At 29.5% G+C, this 24,546-nt stretch carries 20 protein-coding genes; 4 read left to right on the plus strand and 16 right to left on the minus strand.

Annotated elements, in window-relative coordinates:
• Positions 1-84 precede the first annotated feature (84 nt).
• The 5 genes from LPC20_RS07415 to LPC20_RS07435 all read right to left on the minus strand — a co-directional run bounded on the left by LPC20_RS07415 (position 85) and on the right by LPC20_RS07435 (position 6,674).
• Positions 85-1,389 (minus strand): TolC family protein, encoded by a 1,305-nt coding sequence (locus LPC20_RS07415; protein WP_229324027.1) that lies wholly within the window; start codon positions 1,387-1,389, stop codon positions 85-87.
• Positions 1,382-3,745 (minus strand): ABC transporter permease, encoded by a 2,364-nt coding sequence (locus tag LPC20_RS07420; RefSeq protein ID WP_338083175.1) that lies wholly within the window; start codon positions 3,743-3,745, stop codon positions 1,382-1,384. The genes LPC20_RS07415 and LPC20_RS07420 overlap by 8 nt, the downstream gene beginning before the upstream one ends.
• Positions 3,746-3,883: 138 nt before the next feature.
• Complete coding sequence (locus tag LPC20_RS07425) at positions 3,884-4,675, minus strand: head GIN domain-containing protein (RefSeq protein WP_229324031.1); 792 nt, start codon at positions 4,673-4,675, stop codon at positions 3,884-3,886.
• 31 nt (positions 4,676-4,706) lie between these two features.
• Positions 4,707-5,408 carry an ABC transporter ATP-binding protein gene (locus LPC20_RS07430; protein ID WP_229324033.1) on the minus strand — a complete coding sequence of 234 codons (702 nt, stop codon included), beginning with the start codon at positions 5,406-5,408 and terminating at the stop codon, positions 4,707-4,709.
• Between the two features lie 24 nt (positions 5,409-5,432).
• Positions 5,433-6,674, minus strand: coding sequence for an efflux RND transporter periplasmic adaptor subunit (locus LPC20_RS07435; protein WP_229324035.1), 1,242 nt, complete (start codon positions 6,672-6,674; stop codon positions 5,433-5,435).
• A gap of 142 nt (positions 6,675-6,816) precedes the next feature.
• On the opposite strand from LPC20_RS07435, the gene LPC20_RS07440 reads away from it, so the two are divergent.
• The 3 genes from LPC20_RS07440 (at position 6,817) to LPC20_RS07450 (ending at position 10,529) form a co-directional block, all read left to right on the plus strand.
• On the plus strand, positions 6,817-8,160 hold the full coding sequence (locus LPC20_RS07440; RefSeq protein ID WP_229324037.1) for a sigma-54-dependent transcriptional regulator: 1,344 nt from the start codon (positions 6,817-6,819) through the stop codon (positions 8,158-8,160).
• Entirely contained in the window at positions 8,160-9,479 is a 1,320-nt protein-coding gene (locus LPC20_RS07445; protein WP_229324039.1) for a sensor histidine kinase, read from the plus strand. Before LPC20_RS07440 ends, LPC20_RS07445 begins: the two co-directional genes overlap by 1 nt.
• 762 nt (positions 9,480-10,241) lie before the next feature.
• A complete protein-coding gene (locus LPC20_RS07450; protein ID WP_229324041.1) occupies positions 10,242-10,529 on the plus strand; it encodes a response regulator transcription factor in 288 nt (95 codons plus the stop codon).
• Between the two features lie 99 nt (positions 10,530-10,628).
• Here the strand turns inward: LPC20_RS07450 and LPC20_RS07455 are convergent, their stop codons facing one another.
• The 6 genes from LPC20_RS07455 to LPC20_RS07480 form a co-directional block, all read right to left on the minus strand.
• Complete coding sequence (locus tag LPC20_RS07455) at positions 10,629-13,295, minus strand: carboxypeptidase-like regulatory domain-containing protein (protein WP_229324043.1); 2,667 nt, start codon at positions 13,293-13,295, stop codon at positions 10,629-10,631.
• Between the two features lie 59 nt (positions 13,296-13,354).
• Positions 13,355-14,086 carry a GLPGLI family protein gene (locus tag LPC20_RS07460; protein ID WP_229324045.1) on the minus strand — a complete coding sequence of 244 codons (732 nt, stop codon included), beginning with the start codon at positions 14,084-14,086 and terminating at the stop codon, positions 13,355-13,357.
• Positions 14,087-14,152: 66 nt separating this feature from the next.
• The gene (locus LPC20_RS07465) at positions 14,153-14,413 is read right to left on the minus strand and encodes a hypothetical protein (RefSeq protein ID WP_229324047.1); all 261 of its coding nucleotides are present in this window, start codon (positions 14,411-14,413) and stop codon (positions 14,153-14,155) included.
• A gap of 329 nt (positions 14,414-14,742) precedes the next feature.
• A complete protein-coding gene (locus LPC20_RS07470; RefSeq protein ID WP_229324049.1) occupies positions 14,743-14,880 on the minus strand; it encodes a hypothetical protein in 138 nt (45 codons plus the stop codon).
• A 92-nt stretch (positions 14,881-14,972) separates the two neighbouring features.
• Complete coding sequence (locus LPC20_RS07475; protein WP_229324051.1) at positions 14,973-16,670, minus strand: AIPR family protein; 1,698 nt, start codon at positions 16,668-16,670, stop codon at positions 14,973-14,975.
• Between the two features lie 139 nt (positions 16,671-16,809).
• Positions 16,810-17,130: an HNH endonuclease signature motif containing protein gene (locus LPC20_RS07480; RefSeq protein ID WP_229324053.1), complete on the minus strand. Its 321-nt coding sequence runs from the start codon at positions 17,128-17,130 to the stop codon at positions 16,810-16,812.
• Positions 17,131-17,539: 409 nt separating this feature from the next.
• On the opposite strand from LPC20_RS07480, the gene LPC20_RS07485 reads away from it, so the two are divergent.
• Entirely contained in the window at positions 17,540-17,827 is a 288-nt protein-coding gene (locus LPC20_RS07485; protein WP_229324055.1) for a response regulator transcription factor, read from the plus strand.
• Between the two features lie 24 nt (positions 17,828-17,851).
• Here the strand turns inward: LPC20_RS07485 and LPC20_RS07490 are convergent, their stop codons facing one another.
• From LPC20_RS07490 to LPC20_RS07510, 5 genes are all read right to left on the minus strand, one after another.
• Positions 17,852-20,461 carry a hypothetical protein gene (locus LPC20_RS07490; RefSeq protein ID WP_229324057.1) on the minus strand — a complete coding sequence of 870 codons (2,610 nt, stop codon included), beginning with the start codon at positions 20,459-20,461 and terminating at the stop codon, positions 17,852-17,854.
• A gap of 2 nt (positions 20,462-20,463) precedes the next feature.
• A complete protein-coding gene (locus LPC20_RS07495; protein WP_229324060.1) occupies positions 20,464-21,189 on the minus strand; it encodes a GLPGLI family protein in 726 nt (241 codons plus the stop codon).
• A 17-nt stretch (positions 21,190-21,206) separates the two neighbouring features.
• Positions 21,207-23,024: a M56 family metallopeptidase gene (locus tag LPC20_RS07500; protein WP_229324062.1), complete on the minus strand. Its 1,818-nt coding sequence runs from the start codon at positions 23,022-23,024 to the stop codon at positions 21,207-21,209.
• Position 23,025: 1 nt separating this feature from the next.
• Positions 23,026-23,385, minus strand: coding sequence for a BlaI/MecI/CopY family transcriptional regulator (locus LPC20_RS07505; protein ID WP_229324064.1), 360 nt, complete (start codon positions 23,383-23,385; stop codon positions 23,026-23,028).
• 246 nt (positions 23,386-23,631) lie between these two features.
• Entirely contained in the window at positions 23,632-24,345 is a 714-nt protein-coding gene (locus tag LPC20_RS07510; protein WP_229324066.1) for a hypothetical protein, read from the minus strand.
• Between the last annotated feature and the right edge of the window lie 201 nt (positions 24,346-24,546).

Below are 24,546 nucleotides of genomic sequence, written 5' to 3' on the forward strand. Positions count from 1 at the left end.
TTTAACTCAAGATCTTAAATTCATTTCTATGAACATAGTTTTTTTTAAAAACTATCTATTTAATACATCTTATTTATTTTAAAATCATAATTTATTATTTTTAATTAAACTGATTTTTAAATCGACATATTGCAATTGCAGTTTGTTTTTAAGTAAATCGTATTCACTAGAAATGACTGCATTTTTTATTGATGCAAAGGTGAGTGCATCTATTTTTCCTGTACTAAATTTAGCTTGAGTGGTTGCAAATGATGCTTTGGCAAAAACTAACATTTCTATCAATCGCTGTTGAATTTGCACATAGTTTTCTTTGTTACTAACCTCTAAAGCAAGTTGTTTATTTAATTTTTGTTCTTCTTGTTCTAATATCAATTTACTTTTTTCGGTTTCAATTTTGGATGTCGCTATTTTTTTATTTGTTCTAAATCCATTAAAAATGGGCACAGCCATTTGGATACCAAATTGTTGATTTTTGTTGTTTTCCAATTGACTTCTAAAACTAATTAAGTTGTTATTTGTTTCACCAATAGGTTTGTAAAAGAACGTTGAAAGAGAGTAATAAGCAGTTAGACTGGGTAATTTATTGGCACGTTGAATAGAAGTCCATTTTAAATTACTTTTGAAATTCAATTCGGCTAATTTAATTTTAGGGTTATTCCATTCTGAATTATTTTCATATGCTTTTTCATCAATTAAATTTGTCTCTAAAGTTACTTCTGATGGATTTATTTGGAGAAAGTTCATTAACTGAAACAATTGCATTTTTTGAATTTTAGAAAGTTGTTCGGTCTCTACAATTCGTTTTTCTTCTTGTGAAAAACTGAGTTGCATATCATATAAATCACTTTTTGGTTTGCTTCCCAGAGCTACTTCTTTTCGAATTCTATTCAAATTGAATAGTGCGTTATCGAGTTGCAATTTTTGAATGGTAAGTAATTCTTGGGTAAAAAGTGCCTGATAAAAACTTTCTAAAACTTGCAATTTATACTCATTTTCGATAATTTCTTTTTCAGCTTTTGCTTTTTCAATATCAATTTTTTCTTTTTGAACGGTAAAAAACATACCGAAATCAATCAAATTCATTTTAGTATTAATATAAAAGTTATCGAATTGAATATTCGAACTTACTCTCCCATTAGTTGAAGGATCTATGGTGGAACCAAAATTATAACTTTGATCACCAAATAAATTAACTGATGGCAAGAGTTGATTTAAAAATGAATTATGTGATTTCTGGACTCTTTTTACTTCGAGTTGACGTATTTTAATTTCGATATTATTTTCCAATGCTTTGTCCATACATTCTTGCACCGACCAAGTATTTACTTGGCCAATTGCAAGATGACTAAATCCAATTAATAAAATAATAATGATGTTGTTTTTATTCATATTTCAAATATTTGAGAACATCTACTTTGGTAGCTTGATAAGCTCGAAATAATACCACAATTAATGTAAACAATAATAAAATCAAAAATCCTATAATAAACGGGAGTACGGTAATCTCAATTCGGTAGGCAAAATTCTCAAGCCACTTACTCAATAAATAATAAACTGGAAACACTGCTATTAGGAAGCCTACTACACAAAATATAATATATTGTTTCGACAATTCTTTTAGTAAAACATTAGTTTCCGCACCTAGTGTTTTTCGAATTGCTATTTCTTTCATGCGCCTTTGAATTGAAAAAGAAGCTAAAGAAAACAAGCCAAAAATTGCAATAAGAATTACAACTACATTTAATAACGAAAACAGGTTTTTTTGTTTCACATACGATTCATAAGTTCTAGCAAAAGACTTATCCAAGAATTCATATTCAAAAGGGAATTCAGATTCCACATTTTTTTTCCATACTTTTTCAATATCTGCTAGGGTTTGATCTGAATTTTCTGTGTCAATTTTTATATATATATCATTAATATTCCCAATTAACCAGTCAATCGTTTTTAAGTGAAAGAAAACCATCGGAGGTACTTTGGATTGTGGACTAAATAGATTAAAGTCTTTTACAATCCCAATTATTTTTAATTTTTCAGAATTCCAATCGATTACCTTACCAATAGGATTTTTTTCATTCATCATTCTTAAAGCCGTTTCATTAATTAGTACTGCACTAATGGTATCTGAAGCAAAATTCGCAGAGATGTTTCTTCCTTCTTTAATTTTAATTTGCATCATATCGAGCATATTGAAATCTATACCAAGATTTTGAGCTTGAATGGATTGGCTATTATAAGAAAAACTACTACTACTATCATTTCCGCCGCCAAATCTGAATGTTCCGGTTGAGACTCCTTGAACTCCTTTAATTTTATTTAGTTCCGAAGTTAATCTTGTGTAATTATTAAAAATGATTTTTGAATAATTTTCATTACTGAAATCGACATTCTGTTTATCCCAATACACAGAAATGATACGAGTTGGTACAAATCCTAAATCTTTGTTGGCTAAATAATTTACTTGTTGATACACAATATATGATCCAATTATAAAAAACGAGGCAATCGCAAATTGAACAATTAACATCCCATTACGAATCCAAACGCCACTTTTACTTCTCCCAAAATTACCTTTGATCACTTTTAGGGTTTCAAAATTAGCAACATATACTGCGGGAAATATACCCGCTACAACCACTGTCATTATAAAAATAATAATCAATTGAACATAAAATTGATTACCGAAAATTATTAAATTTTTACCTAGAAAATTATTGTAATATGGTAATGAAAGTTCCACAATTACCAAGGCTAATAGTATTGAAAAGAGTGTAGTTAAAACAGTTTCAAATATAAATTGAAGTATAATATTTGATCTTGTAGCACCAATAATTTTCCTAACACCAACTTCTTTGGCTCTTTTTATGGCATTGGCAGTAGCCAAATTGATATAATTAACTATTGAAAGAATTAATATCAAAATCGATAACCCCACCATTATCATTAAGAATTGGTAGTTTCCTTTACCTTCGGGCATCCCATTAGTTATTGAATGTAATCTAATGGTGCTTAATGGATCTAAAATTGAAGTTATTGAACCATAGGTGTTGATATACTCTTTAATTGATATCCCTTCAGATTTAGACTCTTTAACGGTTTTATTTTGATAATATAGATCATTTAGTTTTTTTTCAATTGCAGCTTTATCATTGGGGTTTTTAAGTTTTATCATTATTGGAAAGCTGAAACTTCCCCATTGTCGTTTGTTTTCATCAATGCTACTTTTCATGTTATTAATAATAATATTGGGAGCAATTGATGAATTTCCAGGTATTGAATAAATGGCTGTAACTGTTACTATTCTTTTATTATGAATAATTTGTTTCCCTATAGGATTTTCTTTTCCAAAAAATTTCTGCGCTGTCTTTTCATTCATAGCTACGCTATTTTCTTTAGACAAAGCAGTTTCTATATTTCCTTGTAGGGTCTCAAACGGGAATAATTCAAAAAAATCATTTTGTGTATTAAATGTTTTATTAATTACATGCGTTTTGCCTTTGTACTTAAACACTTCAGCTTGATACCAGTCGTGATATACCACATTTTCTATCCTCGAATCCGATTTTAAATATGGCTCAAGCGCACCAGGATTAGTTGACCAAATTACATCCTTCCCAATATCAGAAAGAACAGTAAATACTTTCTCTTTCTCAGGATTCCATTGATCATAACTTTGTTCGTCATTCCAATATAAGATGGCAAAAATCAATCCCGCAATCCCGATGCTCAAACCTAAAACGTTCAAAGCAGTAAAAAGCTTGTTGTTTTTGATGTGAAATAAAAATATATTGATCCAATTTTTTAGCATAATAGCCCCCTAACCCCAAAAAAGGGAACAGCTGGAGTGAGCTGGTTTTAATAAATTAATTATATAATCTTTGATTTATTTTTTGGTGATCTTACCAGATGAACTGGTTTCTATATACACTTTAGTAGGATTTCCATAATACCAAATTTTTCCGTAAGAAGAGGCTTTAGCGTCTAAGGTTTCTAAAACAGTAAATTCAATATTTCCTGCACTGCTTGCAGAAACAAAAGCATTAATTACATCTAACTCTTTTGCTTTGACATCGCCACTACTAGAAGCTTCTATTTCTGCTGTAGTTGCTGTTCCAGAAAGTGTAACTTCGCCTGCGCTGCTAATTTTTGTTTCTACTTTGTCAGCTTTCAATTTTGAAATAATTTCTCCACTTGATGATGCTTCTATAATTACATTTTTAGAATTGACATTTCCTATAATACTGCCGCTAGAACTTGTTTTTAGTTTTATTTCATTGTTGACAATTTCATTTTCAAATTGAATAGATCCAGAGGATGAAGCTAAAAATTCGTTTACATTGGGCGCTGTGACTACTATTTTTATAAATTCAAAATTGACTGAATTGTACTTGTTTTTTTTTCTTTTTTGTTGTGTTCCGATCTCTTTGGAGACATTTTTTGAATCAATAAATAGTTTTAATGTATTCCCTTCTAATTCGGTTTTTAAATATGTTAGGTTTTCTTTATTATCAGTTTCAATTTGCAAGGGTTTTAATTCACCTTGAGTAAAAAATACTTCTATACCTTGAGAAACTTTAATTTTAGTAAAATTTCCAATCGTTCTGTTTTCTGTAACTTGTGCTTTGGTTAGTAAAGAAACCAAGAGCAAAATGGTGTAATTTATAATTCGTATCATCTTTTTTGTTTTTTTATTAAACCTATTTTTATTATACCACGAGTATATCTACATTTCGGCTGTTATTTTTTTCTGAAAGTATTATTCCATCTTTCATGAGAATAGTTTTTTGTGAAAAGGAAGCGTCATAATCGGAATGGGTTACCATCAAAATGGTACTTCCTTGAGCGTGTAAATCTGTTAATAGTTCCATTACTTCATTTCCATTTTTGCTATCCAGATTACCCGTAGGCTCATCAGCAAGAATTATTTTCGGGTCATTAATTAATGCCCTTGCAACTGCAACACGTTGTTGCTGACCTCCTGATAATTGTTGTGGGAAATGTCTCAAGCGGTGCGAAAGTCCTAATCGCTCAGCTATCATTTCTACTTTTTCCTTTCTTTGAGATGTAGGAATACCACTATATATCAAAGGCAATTCAATGTTGTCATATACAGAAAGTTCATCAATGAGATTGAAATTCTGAAAAATGAAACCAATATTATGTTTTCTAACTTTTGCTTTTTCTTGCTCTTTTAACCCCATTATTTCTTTGTCCAATAGATGGTAACTCCCACTGGACGCAGTGTCTAATAATCCAACAATATTGAGTAAAGTTGATTTTCCACTACCTGAGGGTCCCATAATACTAATAAATTCACCTTGGTGAATTGTAAGTGAAACTTCATTCAATGCTTTAGTTTCAATTTCCTCTGTTCTGAAGATTTTAGAAAGATTTTGGATGTTTATCATGTTCTATAATTTAGTGGTTATTGTTTATTTTTCTATATTTAGTATTTGGATGTCTTTATAATCTGCATAAGAAGAAGTAATTACTAGGTCTCCAGATTTTAAACCTCCTAAAACTTCAAAATAAAGTGGGTTTTCACGTCCTATTTTTATTTCTCTCCTTACAGCTTTATTATCTTTTAATACAAAAATCCATTTACCAGAAGTTTCTTGGCTAAAACTTCCTTTGGGTAATACAAGTGACTTTATTTTTTCAGACAAATTGATTCGAACTCCAAATGAAATCCCTTGTTTTAAATCCAATTTTTTGTCATTTATAAAATTTAACTCAACTTGAAATCTACCATTTTTAACTTCGGGAATTATTTTTGAAATTATTACATTAATGGATTTTTCGTTAAAATCAACAACACCTTTTTGTCCTATCGAAACTCTATTTAGATAATATTCATCAACTTCGGCTATCAATTTGTATCCTTGCATATCGTCTAATTTACCGATGCTTACACCTTGTGTAAAATTCTGTCCTAATGTAGGCTCGAACGAGGATAATCTCCCAGAAATAGGAGCTGTTACAAGAAAATTATTTTTGTTATTCCTCAAAATGCCTAAGCTTTTATCCATAAATGTAATAGATTGGTTGAGCTGATTAATTTGAATTTGATTCGCTTGTTTTTCTTTTGTTATACTTTTTTTTATAATGGTCATTCTTTCTTGTTGAAAACGATAATTTTCCTGTATTTTTTCCCATTCGTTTTTAGAAACAATTTCTTGTTCAAAAAGCTTTTTATTCAAATCAAATTGATTTTTCGCGTCTAAATAATCGTGCGTAATGGCCACTAAATCTTTTTCTAAATTTAGTTCTTGATTTCTTAAATCTAATTTCCCTTTATTCAAATTATTAATTTGTTCAATTATAGCGGTTTCTTGTTGCATATAATTCAACTCAGAATTCGGATTATACAATCGTGCTAATGGTTGTCCTTTATTAATTAAGTCTCCGTTTTCGACATATATTTCTTGAACAGCTCCACCTTCAATAATATTGATTAACATGGTGTTTTTAGGCTCAACTTTTGCTTGAAAAACAATAAAGTCTTCAAAAAAATTATTTTCGACCGCCTTTATTGTTATCTCGTTTTTTTTAACATTTAATGTTCGTTCTTTAGTTAAAGACGAGTATATAAAATATCCTATTATCAAAAGAATAGGAAGGGTAATTGTTAGATACTTTTTTTTGTTATTTTTACTTTTGATGATGGTGTCCATTGTTACAAATTTGATAATCCTATTCACAATTTCGTGCCAAAAATTTAAAATCCATAATTGGTTGGTTTTTATATAGTTTTTACTAGACATATTTTTTTTACTGTTCATTTATGAACACTGAATGCTCGATAACGAACAACTAATGAAAAAAACACAAGCTAATATTGTAGTGATTGATGATCAAGAAGATATCCTTTTTGCTGTCAAAATGCTTTTAAAAAAACATTTTGAGACCATTCACACACTAAATAACCCTAAAAATATAGTTAAATTGTTATCTGAAAATACGATTGACGTAGTTTTATTAGATATGAATTATCGTATAGGGTTTGAGGACGGACGAGAGGGACTTTATTTGTTGAAAGAAATTAAAACGCTATCACCAAAAACGGCCATCATTTTAATGACTGCATTTGGAAAACTAGAAACTGCTGTAGAAGGTTTAAAAATGGGTGCTTTTGATTATGTTTTAAAGCCATGGGAAAACGATAAATTAGTATTCACCATAAAACAGGCCGTTGAAGAAAGTAGAAGAGAACAAAAGAAAGCTAACAAAACCATTACTAACAATCCTTTTTTTATTGGTAATTCGGAACTAATAAAAAAATCGTATTCCCTTGCAGAAAAAGTAGCTAAAACAGATGCCAATGTTTTAATTTTGGGAGAGAACGGTACTGGTAAATATGTATTGGCTCAGTATATCCATCAACAGTCAGATCGTAAAGACAAAGCATTTATGGCAGTTGATTTAGGCTCATTGAGTGATTCTATTTTTGAAAGCGAATTATTTGGCTATGCCCAAGGCGCTTTTACCGATGCTAAAACCAACACGCCAGGCAGATTTGAATTGGCACAAAATGGAACAATTTTTCTAGATGAAATTGGCAATGTTCCTTTGCATTTGCAATCCAAATTACTACAAGTCATTCAATCCAAAACCGTTACTCGACTTGGAGAATCTAAACCAAGACCGTTGAATGTAAGAATTATATCAGCTACTAATTTAAATTTAAAAGAAGAAGTTAGTCAGAAAACATTTCGTGAAGATTTGTATTATCGCATCAATACCGTAGAAATTGTATTACCCGCTCTTCGAAATAGGTTGGAAGATAAAATTCCTTTGGCACATTTTCTTTTGCAGAAAATGATTGAAAAATACGAACGTAATCCAATCGTTTTTGATGATAAAGCACTTAAGAAAATAGAGGAACATGCTTGGAACGGTAATATTAGAGAAATGGAAAATAAAATTGAACGCGCTATTATTTTATGTGAAAACAATTGTATTTCAGTTTCGGATTTAGATTTGGACGAAATTATTCCATATAAGGAATCACAAGATGACTTGCATCTTTCTAATATTGAAAAAATGACAATCCAAAAAATATTAACTAAAAATCATCACAACATTAGCAAGTCTGCCGAAGAATTGGGTTTGTCTAGAGCTGCTTTATATAGACGTATGGAAAAATTTGATTTAAAATAATGGAAAGAAGCTCCTTCATATTTTTTAGACTTTGTGCTATTCTATTAGCAGCTGTAATTTGTTTTGTTCTTTTGAAAAACAATTTGATTTATACTTCTATTTTTATCTTTTTCATTTTCATTCTTTTGATTATTGAACTCTTTAATTTTATTAAAAATAGTTTTTTGTTCTATGACAAAACTATCAAAGCGATTTTGCAAAATGATTTTTCAGCCGAGTTTTCAAAAAATAAATTTTCTAAGAATTACGCTAGTTTGTTTGAATTATACGAGAGTTTAAAAGGAAAAGAAAATGAACACATTTCTACAAAAATAATTTATAGTTCTATTCTAAATACTATTGAAACTGGAATTTTAATCTTACAAAAAGAAGGTACAGATTGGACAGTTTTTTTGATGAATGATTATTTTTCTCAACATTTTCAAGTGCCTAAAGTGTCCAAATGGCATTATCTTAAGAATAATTTGCCAGCGCTTTGTGAAATTATTGAAGCCCAAAATTTTGAAGAAATTAAAACCTCTTTGCAAATTCGTGTCAATAAACAAGACACACAAACCTTTGTAATGCAATCATCACGAAGTAAAACCTACCATAATGAATTTTATGTAGTGCTATTAAATTCTGTTCAAACCCTTATCGAGAAAAAGGAAAAAGAAGCTTGGATTAATTTGATGAAAGTTATTTCGCACGAACTATTAAATTCTATAACCCCTATACGTTCTCTATCGCAAAATATTCATGAATTGGCACATCAAAAAACGTTCTCTGAAGAAGATTTAGATGATATTAGACAGAGTGTTTCTACGATGTTACACCGTAGTGATCATTTGCAACAGTTTGTGGAAAGTTATCGAAAATTGGCTATGTTACCTACTCCTAATAAGCAAAAGGTAGCACTTTCTAGTTGGATTGAAAGCGCTTTACTAGTTATGTCGCCATTATTTAAAACAGAGAAAATTTCAGTTAAAAATACTATTACATTCGATCGTTGGCTTTCTATTGACCTACAACAAATGGAGCAGGTGCTTATTAATTTGCTCACCAATAGTATGTATGCATTACAAAATTCAATTTCAAAAGAAATTATAATTTCAGCAGAAGTAAAAGAAAAAAGAATTTTTATAACGATTACTGATTTTGGTTTAGGCGTTGAAAAAGAAATTGAAGACAAAATTTTCCTTCCTTTTTTTACTACTCGAAAAGAGGGTGCTGGTATTGGTTTAACACTTTCAAAAAGTATAGTCGAAGCCCATGGGGGATATTTGGTTTATCAAAAAAGCGAAACAACTACCCGTTTTATGATATGTTTGATAGAATAATTATATATGATGTTATTTTTTAATTAATATTCAAAAACAGCTAATTATTTTTATTCACCAAATCAATTATGTTTTAATAATCAAACTCAAGAGTCATTATTTTTTTTGCCACAGATTACACCGATTGAACGGATTATTTTAAGGATATTGTATTTAGTTTATTTTGATAAAAAAAACCGTACTATTTTCGTCTAAAAACCGTAATACAGCTATTTTAAATTATCTCAAATTGCGAGTTCCAATATAATTTGATTTCAGATGAAAAAATTTGTGATTTTAGGTTTGGTACTTTGTACTGTCACCATGGGTTTTACTACCTATTACTCTGGTAAAAAATGTACTGGTTCTAAAAGTTGTACGACTTGTAAAAACTGCAAATACTGTAAGTATTGTGCTAAAAATGGCGGAACTTGTGGTGTTTGTCGTTAGTCAGTTACTATTAAGGGTGTAGTGGTTTTTTGTAATTTTGCACAGAATTTTTACAGTATTACCATATACATACACCCTTAATTTTTATTACCAAGAATGATGGGTTCTCGATACGATTTTTGGCAAAAATCAATTGAACAAATGCCTTTAATGGCATTTTTAATAATGGTTATAAATGCGCCCCAAATGAAAACCTCGATCGTTGTATCGAGGTTTTTTTAGTGCTTTACTGTACATTTAAAAAACCGTACTATTTAGATTGTTTTACCGTAAAATGTATTGATTTGGTTGCATTAGCTTTGATAGTATCATTTGCAATTTAAAATTAAAGCTATGGGGATTAACGAAGTAAAATGTGATGAATTACTACATGGAGTCATTTCTGAGGATTTTTCAAAAGATAGTGCTGTACCAGTACATTTAACTGCTAGAGAAGTTGAGATTGTCAAATTGGCCACGAAGGAGAAATGTAGTAAAGAGATGGCAGATGTTTTGTGTATTAGTACTCGTACCGTTGAAAAACACCGCAAGCATATTATGGAAAAAACAGAATGTAAAAATTTTATTGGGGTTGTCTTGTTTGCACTGAAATACAAACTTATTGAATTGGATGAAATCTAATAGTTTTGTCTATTACTTTATTTTTATGCCATTTATATGTATTCTACAGTAATTACTAACAATAGAATAATGGGAATACGTTATGGATTAGTAATTAATTTACAATTTATAACTTATTGAAAACAGTACTACTCTTGGCAATACAAATGTTGTTCTCTCACTAATTAAGTAATCTGAGAATGAAAAGTCATTTTTTACTGAGGTATTCAATACATTATTCATGGACAATTCAAATCCAAATGGACTATTTTTCTTTTGATAACGCAAAGAAGTATTCGCAAGATCATAAAAATTACGTTGCTGATTTGCGTTAGTATTACTAGTATTTTCATACTCTAATTTGTAAGTCCAATGCTTGAAAAAAGAAAACTCAGCATCAGCATTGTAGGTATCGAATTGAAATTGTGATTGTGTAATCCCTTTAAATTGACTAAAACCTTTCGTATAACCTACACTTACTGTAGGCCATTTTTTATAAGCTGTTTTGATTAAAACACCCACTTTTTGGTTATTCCTATCATTTGAAGTTGTCACACCATTCAAGTTTTGTAAATAATTGAACCAACTTAAGCTCGAACTAAATCGAAGGTTAAAACGATATATTTTTTTTGTAAATGACCCATTTACATTATAATTTGTCTCTGGATTGTCTCTCAAAAATGGAGTATTCACTTGGTTAATTCCTTGCAGAATTACTTCATTACGAATGTTATTTTCTTTTTTTACAAAGCTTGCCATAGCATTCCAAGTAATACCACGATACATATTCATTTTTGAATATCTCAAATTAGCCGAATGAAACTGTTCATTCTCCAATAAGGCATTCCCTTTAAAAACTAAATTATAATTTTGTAACGTAAATTGATCTGCTAACTGACTTACTTCAGGAAATCCCACTTCTAGTTTATAACTAAAATTGAGCGTTTCTGATTTATTGAATTCAAATTCACTAGTCCATTGTGGTAACCAAACTTGTTTTTCTAAAACTCTTCTTCCAGAGGCTTGTTCTGTTTGCATTGCATACCAATGGCTATACAGTGCGGGTTTATTTGTCCAAATTCCAATTCTAAATTTGTACTCTAAGCCGATGTAAGCATCATTAAGTTGGTAGTTGATATCGTTGCCAAAACCTCCAGTGCTAAAAGAGTTACTACCATTTGTGTTTAATAGCTGTTTTTCGGAGGTAAACAATTGAGAGCGCCCGTTATTATTACCGAAAATAGTATACAAATGATTGTCATTGTTTATCACCCAATAATGTTTAAATAGTGCATCTACAGAGTGATTTTGCACTCTTTTGATTTGATCTATGGTATAGGTATTATCAGATTGAATGGGAATGATGCCTGTTAAAAAAGGTTGGTCTGTAAACCAACGTGTTTGTGGTGTATTAGTGTCATATGCGTGATTGACTACAAAAGTCGTAGTATGTGCATCGTTATAACTTTTATGCCATTCCAAGTATTGTTTAATTGCAGTATTATCCGCCTGATTCAAAGTTTGAAAAACACTGCTCCTCAAATTGGTTATCGAATTAATAGTATTGTTCAAATCATTCGTACTCGATTGGTATTGCCCATTGTAATACCATTTTTCTTTGGCATTAGGAGAATAATTCAATTTTATATTTGAAATTCCGAGTAACGAACGATTGTCTCCTTTTTGTAATTTGTTTTCAAATGCGATTGCACTATTTTGCAAATATTCGTTTTTGCTTTCTATTTGAGATGCTGTTAACACCTTTGATAAGATAGAAAACCCGGATATCTCTAATTTATTTGAAAAGTCATGGCTAAAATTCAGTGCTGCAAATTGGGATTTATTTTGAACAACTTCATTATTATCAGTAGCAAAACTATATAAATTGGTAAATGATTTTCGACCGGAAAGAAAACTACTCATTCCGCCACCAAAACGCAATAAATCATCAAAAGTAAAGGTTCGTTTACCAATGTTGTTAGCATCGCCTATGAAACTCAAATTAGTTTTTGGGCTGTAATAAAATAAAGCGGCATGCGCCAAATAAAAGCCATTATTGACATTTCCAACTTCAGCTCCAGCTTCCACATCACCAAAAACAAATTTCTTTTTATCTGCTTTAAGTTTTACGTTCATAGCTAAATCATCACTATCCGATACTTGTTTCATGAACCCCACTTCATTAAAATGGTCTATGACTTCAATTTTATCTAATGCATCAGCGGGTATATTTTCTACCGCTAATTTACTTCCACCGCCAAAAAACGATTTACCTTCTACTAGCATTTTTGTTACCTTTTTGCCTTGTACGGTAACATTTCCTTTTTTGTCTACTTCAACACCCGGCAATTTTTCTAAGATCTCTTTCATTTTGCGTTCATTCCCATTAGCAAAACTCTTCACATCATAGGTTATGGTGTCTTTTTTGATAACTATAGGTTTGAACACATGTTTAATCACAATTTCTTTCAGTTGTTCCCCTGTGGGTTGAAGTATAAAATCGTGTGTTTTTTCAGTATCGTTAGTTGTTGTAATCCAAACTTGCTCTACATATCCAATGTATGACACTGTGATTTCATATTTAACCCCTTTATCCAATTCCAAACGATACCGTCCTTTGTTATCAGCAATAGCAAATTTCAAACTCGCTTTTTCTTGTAAGGGTTTGGCAATTATATTGGCTGATTCTAAGGGCTTTCGATTTTCCTCTGCCACAACACCAGTTATCACTTGGCTTTGCGCCAGTGAAAGGGTTGTAAAAAAAAGAAGCAGGAGGGTTTTAAACATAAATTCAATTGGATCTTAATTAGCTATAAAGTATTGGTGCTATTATTTAATTAGCGTACTTAATTTTTACTCTTTTTTTTGTCAATAATTACACCTCCCATGCTGGCTTCAAGCTTTTTATTGTATTCTTCTTTTGAAATTGTTTTTCCTTTTGGGAAGTTGATCGGTATATCTTTATCACTTAATACTATTTTTGTAGCCAAGTAGGTAGTATTTATGTAATGAAGCTCTAAAATTAAACCAGGCAAACCATTAAACTGAATTGGTCCAAATCCATAAGGTAACATAGGAGCAAACCAAGCTTCAATAGTATAATAGGCAATATCATTAGTATTTCTTGAAAAATAAGATTCTCGACATGTGGCTTTGTAACAAAGATAGTTGTCGATTTTTTTTGAATCCGAACTGATAATCCAATCCAATTTTGAATTTTTATTTTCAATTAAAATGTTATTACTACCCTTAGTAATTTGTGTATTTGTCAAAATATCACAATAAAAATCAAAACTTGAGGTGAACGCTGATCGCGCAATTCTATTCTCTACCTCGCTAAAAGTAGGATCTGAGTTTAATTTGTTAATGTACTTAAAACTCGATTTGGTTTTATTAAATTCTAATTTAAATGTTTGGTTATTAGCATATTTTGTCATTCCATAAAACCTTTCTTTATGCTTTTCAGGAATTTGATACAGGATTGAATCTCTTTTAACGCCATATTCAACTTGACCCGATTGAGCATACAAACCATTTAAGGCCAACAAAGCTATGATTAAGTGTATTTTTTTCATCATCTTTTTTAATGTAAAACTACCAAAACAAAACGTTTTGGTAGTTTATTTTAATTAAATATCCCTAAATTAATGACAAGCACTTAATAAATTATTAAGTAAATCTATATCATCTTTTCCTCCATCTAGAAATACGAGTAATTCATAAAAATCTAACGCCATGTTTTCACATGGTGTTGCTATTCCTTCATTGTCGCCGGGACCTTGTACTACTACAATTTTTGATTTACTTAGGTTGTTTACTACAACTTCTTCTTTTACTTCAATAGTGTTTGCCATTGCAAAAGAACTAATTAGAACAAAACCTAAAGATAAAAATGTTTTTTTCATTTTACTTACATTTAAATTAAAATTAATATACCACCGATTTACAAATTTATAGTCGCTGTTTCGGATATGTCGACTTAGTAGCATCCTGGATTCTCTTTAAATACTTTTTTTGATTATGTGTTTTCGGTTTTATGCGCATCTTGAACTTTAATCACTACATCAAATTGGTACTAAATTGTATTAACAGTTGCTAAACAATTACTATTGTTAAGTAATTTAATGCAAGTTAGTTAGCTGTTATTAATTATAAAATACGTGTTTATACGTAAATTTATAGGGTATAAAAAAAGACCTCGGTTGAGGTCTTTTGATGGGATTAATTAAAATTACTACTTCTTTTTATTGCCTTTTTCACGTTGCGATAAAGCACTACCTGCAACAGATTTGCTTGCTGCACTTGTTCTTCCGTCTTTGAGTACTTTTGAAGCTGTTGAGGCTACTTTAGCACTTGTTGTTTTTTTTGCCATTGGTTGATTATTTAGTTAGTATTTTGAATATATGAGATAGAGTTGGGTTAATAGTTGTGGAATGTATTTGAATTAGATAGGATAAATTTATATTATTGTTGACCATTTTTTATTTCTTCATCTAACATTTCTTTAAATCTAGTGTTAATTAACTTACGTGAGTCTGGGATTTTATCATCACTTCTATAAGTTCTTATTACATTTTCAAAAAAATCAATTTTATTAATTATGTTATCGTTTACAAGATTGTCCAAATAAAGAATATAAAATATCTTTTGATCTGAAACATCATAGTTTAATGATTCATATATTTTTTTAATTTCAAAATATCTTTTAACTAGAATTGCTGAGGATGATAAATCAAAGTTTGATTCAGTGAAAATTTGAGAATAGTATTTATCAAAAATTTGTTTCTTTTGATTTGAAGCTTTTTCAGGAAATCCTTGAACAGAAAATAAAATTTGACCAAATTTTTCCATACTAATTTTATGTTCATAAATTTTAGTTTGCGTTAATCCTATGTCACCTATTTTTCGGGCATAAATAATATCGTTTTCTTCTAAAAATTGCTCGATTTGGATCTGTTCCGAGCTTAATGATTTTAAATCAATATTAGAAATAGCATTTTGACTATTGGTATACTCCGCAATTTTATTTCTAATATTTGAATCGGCTGGTGTTTTAAATACTCTTAAAAGTAATTCACAATTAGATAAATATTTGATAATGTTATCATTATCGGACTGATTGAATTTATGTAAAGTTCTTAAAGTTTGACCACCATTAACAACCTGGAAATCTTTAATTGTTATTTTAAGTTTTTTGTTTGCATTTGTTGGCTCCGAAATAATATCATTTGCAGTAACTGTTAACCCGTTATTATACATAAAAAATTTAGAAGGCTCATCTTTCAAAGTTTGATAAAGGTTTTCATTGAACTTAGACCTTATGATCAATCCTCTCACATTATCAAACAATAAATTGTATTCCATATTAGTTGATGACAAACTCTGAAAATCTTCCATCGTATAATTTGTACGATAACTATCTACATTACAAGTAATCCTTAATAAATCAGGAGCAGGAATTCTGATGATATAAGACTTAGAGGAAGATAAACTACTTTCAACGAATGGTATAATTGAATCATTGCTAATGTGAATTACTGCATTAATAGGTTCTGGTCTTATAGACATTAATTTAGAAATTGTTTCCAATCCAATTGGAATAGTTTCAAGGTCATATAATTCTTTCAATTTTTTTATTTCTGGAGAATTTACATCTAATTCTTTAATATCATTACTCACAACATAAAGACGCAATTTCCATATATCATTCCCATTAAGTTTAGTGATAATGTCATCAGCAAGAATCTTTATTTTTCCAGTTAAACCACTTGTATCATCTGAAATAATAGAATTTGTAAATTTTGTGGATAAAAAAGTTTCATTTAAACTTTGTTGTCTATCTTCATTAAATTTTTCTCGAAATTTAAAATTAAATAAGTTAATGTAGTTTGATTCTTCGTCTATATGTATTGCATCAACACCAAAATCCTCATCCTTTATATTAAATATTTTAGAATTAAACTCTTGATCGGTTATCAAATCTACTAAATCAAATGTGTCTTTAATGTTACAAATAGATTCAAGCATAAACAAGTAAAAGCCAAATCGTTCGATGTGTTTTTCGCTTGGCAACTGAATTCTTTGTTCTATTTCTTTTTGCAAAATTTGGAAATAAGTTTTGCATTTAATGTTTAAGAGTTTATAGTCGTTAATATTTGCCATAATTTGTTTTTGTATTGTTTATTTCTTTTATTTTTTTTTTTTTTCATCCTAATTTAATTTCTATTTGATTATTAGAAATAGGTGTATATAAGTAAATTTATTTTAATCAAAAGACCTCTATGAGGTCTTTTGATATTTTTTACTTTGCAGATATAATACAATAATTTGAAGCTGGATAGTCATCTCCTTTCTTTCTATTATTTTGCCATTGCAAGGCTTGTAAGTTGTTTAATTCGTCTCCTCCTCCTTTTGAAACAGGTTTAATGTGGTCTATTTCCCATCCATTTCCATTTTCAGTTGTGTTACCGTATTTATCCCAACTAATCAAAGCTCCACATAAGTCTTTTCTAGTTATAGTTGGATCCTGGCCAGTAACTATCTTAGCTTTATTCCAAATTACTCGTTTTGTTTCTTCCGAAAAAGAATTACCACTTCTGTCTGTACTGTTTTGTCTTGCCATTTTTTTTACTGTTAAATATTTATACTAAGTTGACTAATAATTTTTTAAACATTACGATTTAATTATTTAAAAGTCGAAATTTATAAAGCCTTTTGCATATCCGAAATACGTGTTTTTACGTATTTATTTCTCCAAGAAACCATCTCTCTAACTAGCTTCATAACTCATTTTATTTTACTATCTAAGACTTTGTCTAGTTTAACCACTATTTAAAATTAGTTGGATTTTTAGTGAGGATCTTCACTATTTAAATCTTATAAAGATGAAAACCTCGATCGTTGTATCGGGGTTTTTTTAGTGCTTTACTGTACATTTAAAAAACCGTACTATTTAGATTGTTTTACCGTAAAATGTATTGATTTGGTTGCATTAGCTTTGATAGTATCATTTGCAATTTAAAATTAAAGCTATGGGGATTAACGAAGTAAAATGTGATGCATTACTACATGGAGTCATTTCTGAGGATTTTTCAAAAGATAGTGCTGTACAAGTACATTTAACTGCTAGAGAAGTTGAGATTGTCAAATTGGCCACGAAGGAGAAATGTAGTAAAGAGATGGCAGATGTTTTGTGTATTAGTACTCGTACCGTTGAAAAACACCGCAAGCATATTATGGAAAAAACAGAATGTAAAAATTTTATTGGAGTTGTCTTATTTGCACTGAAATACAAACTTATCGAATTGGATGAAATCTAATGGTTTTGCTCACTAAAGTATGGTTTATTTTATATTAAAGCCAACTCCAAGTCCAATATAACCAGCTAACCTATTTATCACTTCTGTTGAAGTGAAGTTGTTTTTAGAAGTGAATTTTAGTACCTGAGCATTATTGATGTTGAGAATATTGTTTCCTTCAATCCAAAATTTCATTTTATTGGTTTTATAATTCAATTTAAAACTTAGATTATAAAAATTGGTAGTTTCAATTTTTGAGATAAATTTTTCAAACGAATGATCTATAAAATAAGTGAATTTATTTTTTAGATTCCCGTTGAACGATAGAAATGGATTTACTTGAACGATTTTATCATGATTGTTGAACAAGGTCAAATTGTTGTTTTGTTGGCTGTAGTTCAAACCGAATTCATAATTGAACAATTCATTTTTAAAGATACTTATCAATGATGTTCTTAGACTTGTGAATTCTGTTTTTTGAATATTAAATTGGGAGTTTATTTGATTATTAAAATTTGAATTGATATGATTTAGTGTCAATTTGAATTTGTTTTTAATCTTTGAAATACGGGTTTCGAAAGAGAATACATTATTCCAAGAATACTGATTTTCAGTATTGATTTGTTGTATTTGAATATAGTTCCCAGCGTTTGTAGTATTGTTTGAAAGACGATTGCCAAATTGGGTGTACGATGAATTGGCCATAATTACAACTCCATTGTATAAATCAAATTTGAAATAATTTACAGCATAAATGTTTTGAACCACTGGTGTTGAAAAATTAATAGTAGATCGGGTATAATAATTTCTGAAGTTTTCAAAAAATGGATTCTCATTTAAATTACTCGATGAGTAAAAGTCGATTTTTTTTGAAAAATTAGCCATTATATGGTGGATTTCACTGAAATTGTATTTCAACTGCAGCGTTGGCAAAATGAAGGAAGTATTTTCAGCTTCTGTCTTGAATTTAAGGAAGTAGTTACGCCATTCTGATTTGACCTTGTAATTTAATTTTCCTTGATTTTTTTGTATTACTACATCAGAGGTAGCATAATTTGAATCAAAATTGATTTGATTTGAACTTATAGTATTCCTAGTATTGAAAGTTGAATTTTCTACAATATACCCTATGTTCCATTTCAAAATATGATTATAATGCTTTACTGTTAGTTTTGTGTAGAAGCCATAATCATTATTTTTTTCTGTTATGTCTTGGGAGATCCTGTTTCCGGTGTTGAACAGATTGTAATTAGCATCGAGTCTTATGTCATTTTGATTTTTATTGAATTCTTGAAATAGATTAAATGACAGTAATTTATTTTTAGCAATTTTATTTATCCAACTGAGTTGGTGTCCAAATTTAAAATTTACTTTATCAAAGTATTCGTTTATACTATTTTGATTATTACTTATATTGTTTTCTAAATTAGTATTGGTATTGATGGTATTTGGGTCAAAAAGCAGGGTGTAATTGACAAGGGAGTTGTCGTTACTTTTGTAATCAATATTCAGTTTAGTTTGGTTATACAATAAATCGTTGTTGCTTGAAAAAAATTCTACAACATTATTTGTAGAATTACTATCAAAGAAAGTCTTGAAGGTTCTTGAAATTTCATTGGTTTTCAGCCTTGAGACAATCGAAAAGCCATTCATTGACAGTTTGTTAGAGGACTGGAATGCAAAATCTAGGGCTAAGAACTCATTCGATTTACTATTTACATTATTATCGGATAATAAAAATTTTGGTATTTCATTGGTATCCAAAGAATTGGATTGTCCATCATTATTTCTAAGTTCTTGTCTGACACTTCTATTCATTGAAAAATATTCCTTCATTGAAATCGGTTGGTATCCTGTATTATTAACATTTAGTATAGCTGATAGATTAAGCTTTTGATTGAATTTGAATAAATTACTATTGGCTTGATAGCGCTTATCATGGGCTCCAAATACTTCTAGGTTTCCGGTAATTTTGCCTAAATATTCTTCTTTGATTTTGATGTTTAAAGCTGTTTTATTACTGCCTTCCACGTCTTTAATAGCAGCAAAATTTTCGAAATTACTCAGTAAATCAATTCCTTTTAGCATTTCGGCATTGATATTTTCGGTTGCTATTTTATGATTGTCACCAAACATTTTTTTACCGTTTACCAATAAGTCGTTGATTACTTTACCCTGTGAAATTATCTTACCGTCCGAATTAATATCAATACCAGGAAGTTTTTTTAGGACATCGACTAATTTTTCTTCATTACCCGTAGTAAGTGCCTTGAGATTATAGCTTAGGGTGTCTCCTTTTACTTTGGCGTAACTCAGTTTGTTTTGAACCGTAACCTCATTAAGGGTTTCTGTTTTTTCTACTAGACTTAGTACTATTTTATCTTTTATATCTAAAGAATTCAGTTCCCAATTTTTGGATACAAAACTCATGTGAGTTACTTTCAAAAGACCATTTGCACTAGTAGTTGGGTTGTAGTTTATTTCAAAATATCCATTTTCATCGGTAGCAGTGTATTCGATAATTTTATCCTTTAGAATCAGTTGGACAGTTGCAAAAGGAACTTCGCCTCCAGTAGTATTGACTACTTTACCGACGATTGTTTTTTGACAGAAACAAAAGTTAGCAATGAAAAGGAAGGAGATAAGGATCTTCATGTTTAATTACGCAATGAATTGCCTACACCTCTTTTTAATTCATTGATTTTTTCTTCTACAATTTTTAGATATTCTGATTTGGATACTTTAGTTCCCTCTGTTGGTTTCTTAATATCAAGATTAGAGTTTGTTTCGGTAATTTTGATTGCATGGTATGTCTTTTTTTCGGCAATTAATTCCATAATAAGACCTGGTAAGCCATAAAAGTCTTTAGGACCGTCTTGTAATGCTACTTCATCTGTGAACCAAGCTGTAATTTCTTCATTGTTAATTGTTGCTACTGCATTCTTGCATTTGTAGTTTCCAATTGTTTTTTCCTCGCCAAACAGCTTCCATTCTATTTTATTTAACTTATCTACCACTAGTAGTTCTTTTCCTAAAACATCCGCTTCATGAAGATATTCTTTGGTTTTGAAGTTTTTATAAATTCCACCACCATTTTTACCAATCTCAATTTTTTTTGAACTTTGATTTTGAATATTTAAGTCTTCATTTTGAGCAATTTTTTCTTTCTCTTCAATGTATAATGATTCCCCATTTTTGTAGTATAAATAGAAGGTAGTTGCCTTTGACAAATAGGCACTCACTCTTTTTCTAGTTTCAGGATCTGTTACATTCTTGAGTTGGTTGTTGATGTTGGCACGTTCTTCGTATTCTATCTTATACGATTGTGCTATGGTGAAATTAGAAATCATCATAATGCTGAGTAGGTTGAAAAGGTTCTTCATAGTTACTGTTTATTGATTTATTTCTTTTTGTTTTTAGATTTTGATTTAGCTATTTCAAGTTTGGCTTTTTCCAATTCTATTTTGGCCTTTTCAATTTCAGTTTTTGCTTTCTCTAATTCGATTTTTGCTTTGATTAATTCGATTTTTGCTTCTTCTGTTCCTGGAACATATCTTACTTCTTTTAAGGAATTATCATTAATCGCTTTAGCGTTTTTATTCAGTATTTCAATGGATTTTTTACCATTATTATTTTTGATATTAATAGATTCAATTTCATTTTTATCTAATTTCTTTAACTCTTCATAAGAAATTACTTTGTCATCGAGTAGGATTTCAGTATCTTTATTTAGATCATTATAACTAGTTACTATCCTAATTTCTCCATTTGATTTTTCTTTCTTGACATCAACCGATTTTATTGTTTTAGGATTAATTTTATCCATTTCGATTTTAGAAATCTCCTTATCATTAAGGTAAATTATTGTTTCAGGATTAATTGAAGACGGTGAATTACTTTTAATAGCGGTAATTTTTATATCATTGTTTGAATCTGAGCGATTTACAATTAAAGCCCTATCTTGTTTTAAGTTTGGAGTATCAGTACTATCTGTTTCACTCGCTATTAATGAAGCAGTGGCTATATTAGACACCTCTTTAAAACCTATACTGTTTTTATTATATTCATCTTTTTCATTATAAATTTCTATATTTTTTATAGGCTCGTTTCCTCTAACTTCTTTTACAGTTTTTGTTTTAGGATTCTTTTTTGAAATTAACTCTAAACGGATTGCAATGATTTCCCCGTCTTTATTACGTTTAACATTATTTATTTTTAGATTAATTTCATCTGTAGTAAAACTTTTCTGAATTGCTTTAATTTCATCATCTGTTGTTTTAGAAGTGATTAAATTATCTAATTCAACCTCGACAGAGTAACTAACAATTTTTGAATTATCTTTTACTTGAGCAATAGTTTCAATTTGAAATAATAACATAAAGCCAACTAATACTGGAATAATGGTGGCGTACTTCCAAGCATTTCTTTTGTGAGATTGATTTGTGTGTAGCATAATAATTCTTTTTTTTATTAATGATTGATAAAAGGGATTGGTAATACTTAATGATTGTTGATTAGCGACTACCTTTAGAAGTGTTTTTTGATATTCGTACTTACTTTCAATTTGTTCCAAAGAGTGATTGTCGGCAATGAATTCTAAATTTTGCAACATCGCTTTTCGGTACAACCAAATGATCGGATTAATCCAAAACAATGCGCAGAAAACTTTTGAGATTAAAACATCAATGGAATGGAATTGTTTGACGTGAATACGTTCGTGTGTTACAATATGTTCGTATTCCTCTTTAGAAAAAAGTGTAGGATTAATAACTATGTACTTAAAGAAAGAAAATGGATTTTCTGTCGAGTTAGAATAAATCAAAGTGAAATTGGTGTCTTTCTGTTTGTTTAATTTGATAATCTTATTAAAAAAAGAAGCAATTTCGATTCCTACTTTTAGTATAATTAGCACGGAAACCAACGCATAAGCTGAACTGAAAATTAGCGACCAATCCATAGGTTCTTCTGTAACAGTTCTAATTGTTGTATCGTCAACTAGTGGAACCACTTCAATGTATTTTGAAATCGGTTCAGGGTCAACCCAAACGGTTTTAGTAAAAGTAATTAAAGGTAAAACAATTGCTGTTGCTAGTCCTGATAATAAATACCATCGATTACCAACGTAAAAAGTTTCTTTACGAAGGAATACTAAATACAATAAATAGAACGCTATGATGAGTCCATTTACTTTAGCAAAATAGAGTAGGAAGTTTTCCATACTAGTCCTTTTTTTCGATTAATGCTAAAATTTCACGGAGCTCCTCAGCCGATATTTTTTCTTCTTCAGCAAAATAGGAAACTAAATTTTTGTACGAACTATTAAAATAATTAGTAATAGCGGTATTCATAAATGCTTTTCGATACTCCTCGATTGGAACAATAGGAAAGTACTGGTGGGTTTTTCCGTAGGCGTTATATCCTACATACCCTTTCTCTTCTAAATTTCGAACAATTGTTGAGAGTGTATTGTAGTGTGGTTTATCTTCTACAATTTCTTCCATAATGTCTTTTACAAAAGCTCTTTTCAGCTTCCATAAAATGTGCATTATTTCTTCTTCTTTGTTGGTAAGTTTTTGCATGGCTATAAATTTTATAGACCAAACGTAAAACTATTATTTTAGTTATACAACTATTTTTATAGTTATTTAACTAATTTTTTAGTTTTTAAGTTGTTTTGCTGCGTTTGTTTATTCAATATTTATAAACTCCTCATTAAAAGCTTTGTACATTTTAATAAACTTGAACTAATCTCCTAACAATTTTGAGTACAGTTGAAATATCAACGATAATTTATATTTGGATAGAAAAGAAAATACCGAAAGTAATTACATTGAACTAATTTCTTTTAAATCTTTGAAGATTTCACACCAGTCATTATTAGTTAAGCCACGTGCAACAGGATGAGGAATTACAAAAAAGTGAGTTAAATCTTTTTTTATGTAGTATAGATTATTTATTTTTTTTAGTTCAAAATCCACTATTCCTTGCCATTTTTTTAAATAACTAAATGAATAACAAATTACTATTTTAGGGTTGTTTTTTTCTATTAATTTTTTAAACAACTTTATTCTTATAGGCATTATTGTTTCAAGATATTTTTTTCTAGTTTCAAGATAATCGATACTAAATTGATTATAAAACCAATCTTCTTTTCTGATGGAACGGCAAGGAAGCGGCATTAGTTCCAAGCAAGCATGAGAACCGGTAATTCTACCAAAGTCTTTCCTTTGGAATTCTTTTATTTGTTCAATTGTAATTGAGTCGTTTGACGGTAGAGTTAACAAAATTTGAATTAGTTTACCCCATGTTTTTTGAACTTTTGAGTTAGGTAAAAACCATTTCATGTGATCCTTTACCTGCACCATATCATCTTGTAAATCTATAACTGATTTTGATATCGCTTTGTCAAATCTAATTTTTAAATCAAATAAATCTCCATCAAATCCTTCTTCCATACCTATGAACCATATATTTGATTGAATATTTCCGTATCCAAAAAAATAATTAATTCTGTTCTCTATTAATTCTTTTGTTATCATGTAAATTCCTTTTATTTAAAACTTATAAAAATATATTTTATTTCTTTAATTGCAGTAATGATAGTTAGATAAAATCCTATTTTTAATTGATTTTTAATTGATTTGTAATTGATTTGTAATTGATTAGATAATATTAGTTATTAATGTTTTTTTGTTTAATTTTTCGTGATATTATTTGAAACAAATTCAAAGTTTTACTTT

It is taken from the genome of Flavobacterium ammonificans (genome assembly GCF_020886115.1).
Taxonomy (GTDB): domain Bacteria; phylum Bacteroidota; class Bacteroidia; order Flavobacteriales; family Flavobacteriaceae; genus Flavobacterium; species Flavobacterium ammonificans.

What these genes read in the sequence shown, in the direction of transcription:
- LPC20_RS07465 (WP_229324047.1), bottom strand. Translation starts at nt 14,413, where the DNA reads ATGAAAAAAACATTTTTATCTTTAGGTTTTGTTCTAATTAGTTCTTTT.
- LPC20_RS07430 (WP_229324033.1), bottom strand. Translation starts at nt 5,408, where the DNA reads ATGATAAACATCCAAAATCTTTCTAAAATCTTCAGAACAGAGGAAATT.
- LPC20_RS07500 (WP_229324062.1), bottom strand. Translation starts at nt 23,024, where the DNA reads ATGGAAAACTTCCTACTCTATTTTGCTAAAGTAAATGGACTCATCATA.
- LPC20_RS07470 (WP_229324049.1), bottom strand. Translation starts at nt 14,880, where the DNA reads ATGGCAAAAAAAACAACAAGTGCTAAAGTAGCCTCAACAGCTTCAAAA.
- LPC20_RS07505 (WP_229324064.1), bottom strand. Translation starts at nt 23,385, where the DNA reads ATGCAAAAACTTACCAACAAAGAAGAAGAAATAATGCACATTTTATGG.
- LPC20_RS07510 (WP_229324066.1), bottom strand. Translation starts at nt 24,345, where the DNA reads ATGATAACAAAAGAATTAATAGAGAACAGAATTAATTATTTTTTTGGA.
- LPC20_RS07440 (WP_229324037.1), top strand. Translation starts at nt 6,817, where the DNA reads ATGAAAAAAACACAAGCTAATATTGTAGTGATTGATGATCAAGAAGAT.
- LPC20_RS07435 (WP_229324035.1), bottom strand. Translation starts at nt 6,674, where the DNA reads ATGGACACCATCATCAAAAGTAAAAATAACAAAAAAAAGTATCTAACA.
- LPC20_RS07485 (WP_229324055.1), top strand. Translation starts at nt 17,540, where the DNA reads ATGGGGATTAACGAAGTAAAATGTGATGCATTACTACATGGAGTCATT.
- LPC20_RS07415 (WP_229324027.1), bottom strand. Translation starts at nt 1,389, where the DNA reads ATGAATAAAAACAACATCATTATTATTTTATTAATTGGATTTAGTCAT.
- LPC20_RS07475 (WP_229324051.1), bottom strand. Translation starts at nt 16,670, where the DNA reads ATGGCAAATATTAACGACTATAAACTCTTAAACATTAAATGCAAAACT.
- LPC20_RS07490 (WP_229324057.1), bottom strand. Translation starts at nt 20,461, where the DNA reads ATGAAGATCCTTATCTCCTTCCTTTTCATTGCTAACTTTTGTTTCTGT.
- LPC20_RS07480 (WP_229324053.1), bottom strand. Translation starts at nt 17,130, where the DNA reads ATGGCAAGACAAAACAGTACAGACAGAAGTGGTAATTCTTTTTCGGAA.
- LPC20_RS07425 (WP_229324031.1), bottom strand. Translation starts at nt 4,675, where the DNA reads ATGATACGAATTATAAATTACACCATTTTGCTCTTGGTTTCTTTACTA.
- LPC20_RS07445 (WP_229324039.1), top strand. Translation starts at nt 8,160, where the DNA reads ATGGAAAGAAGCTCCTTCATATTTTTTAGACTTTGTGCTATTCTATTA.
- LPC20_RS07450 (WP_229324041.1), top strand. Translation starts at nt 10,242, where the DNA reads ATGGGGATTAACGAAGTAAAATGTGATGAATTACTACATGGAGTCATT.
- LPC20_RS07495 (WP_229324060.1), bottom strand. Translation starts at nt 21,189, where the DNA reads ATGAAGAACCTTTTCAACCTACTCAGCATTATGATGATTTCTAATTTC.
- LPC20_RS07460 (WP_229324045.1), bottom strand. Translation starts at nt 14,086, where the DNA reads ATGATGAAAAAAATACACTTAATCATAGCTTTGTTGGCCTTAAATGGT.
- LPC20_RS07455 (WP_229324043.1), bottom strand. Translation starts at nt 13,295, where the DNA reads ATGTTTAAAACCCTCCTGCTTCTTTTTTTTACAACCCTTTCACTGGCG.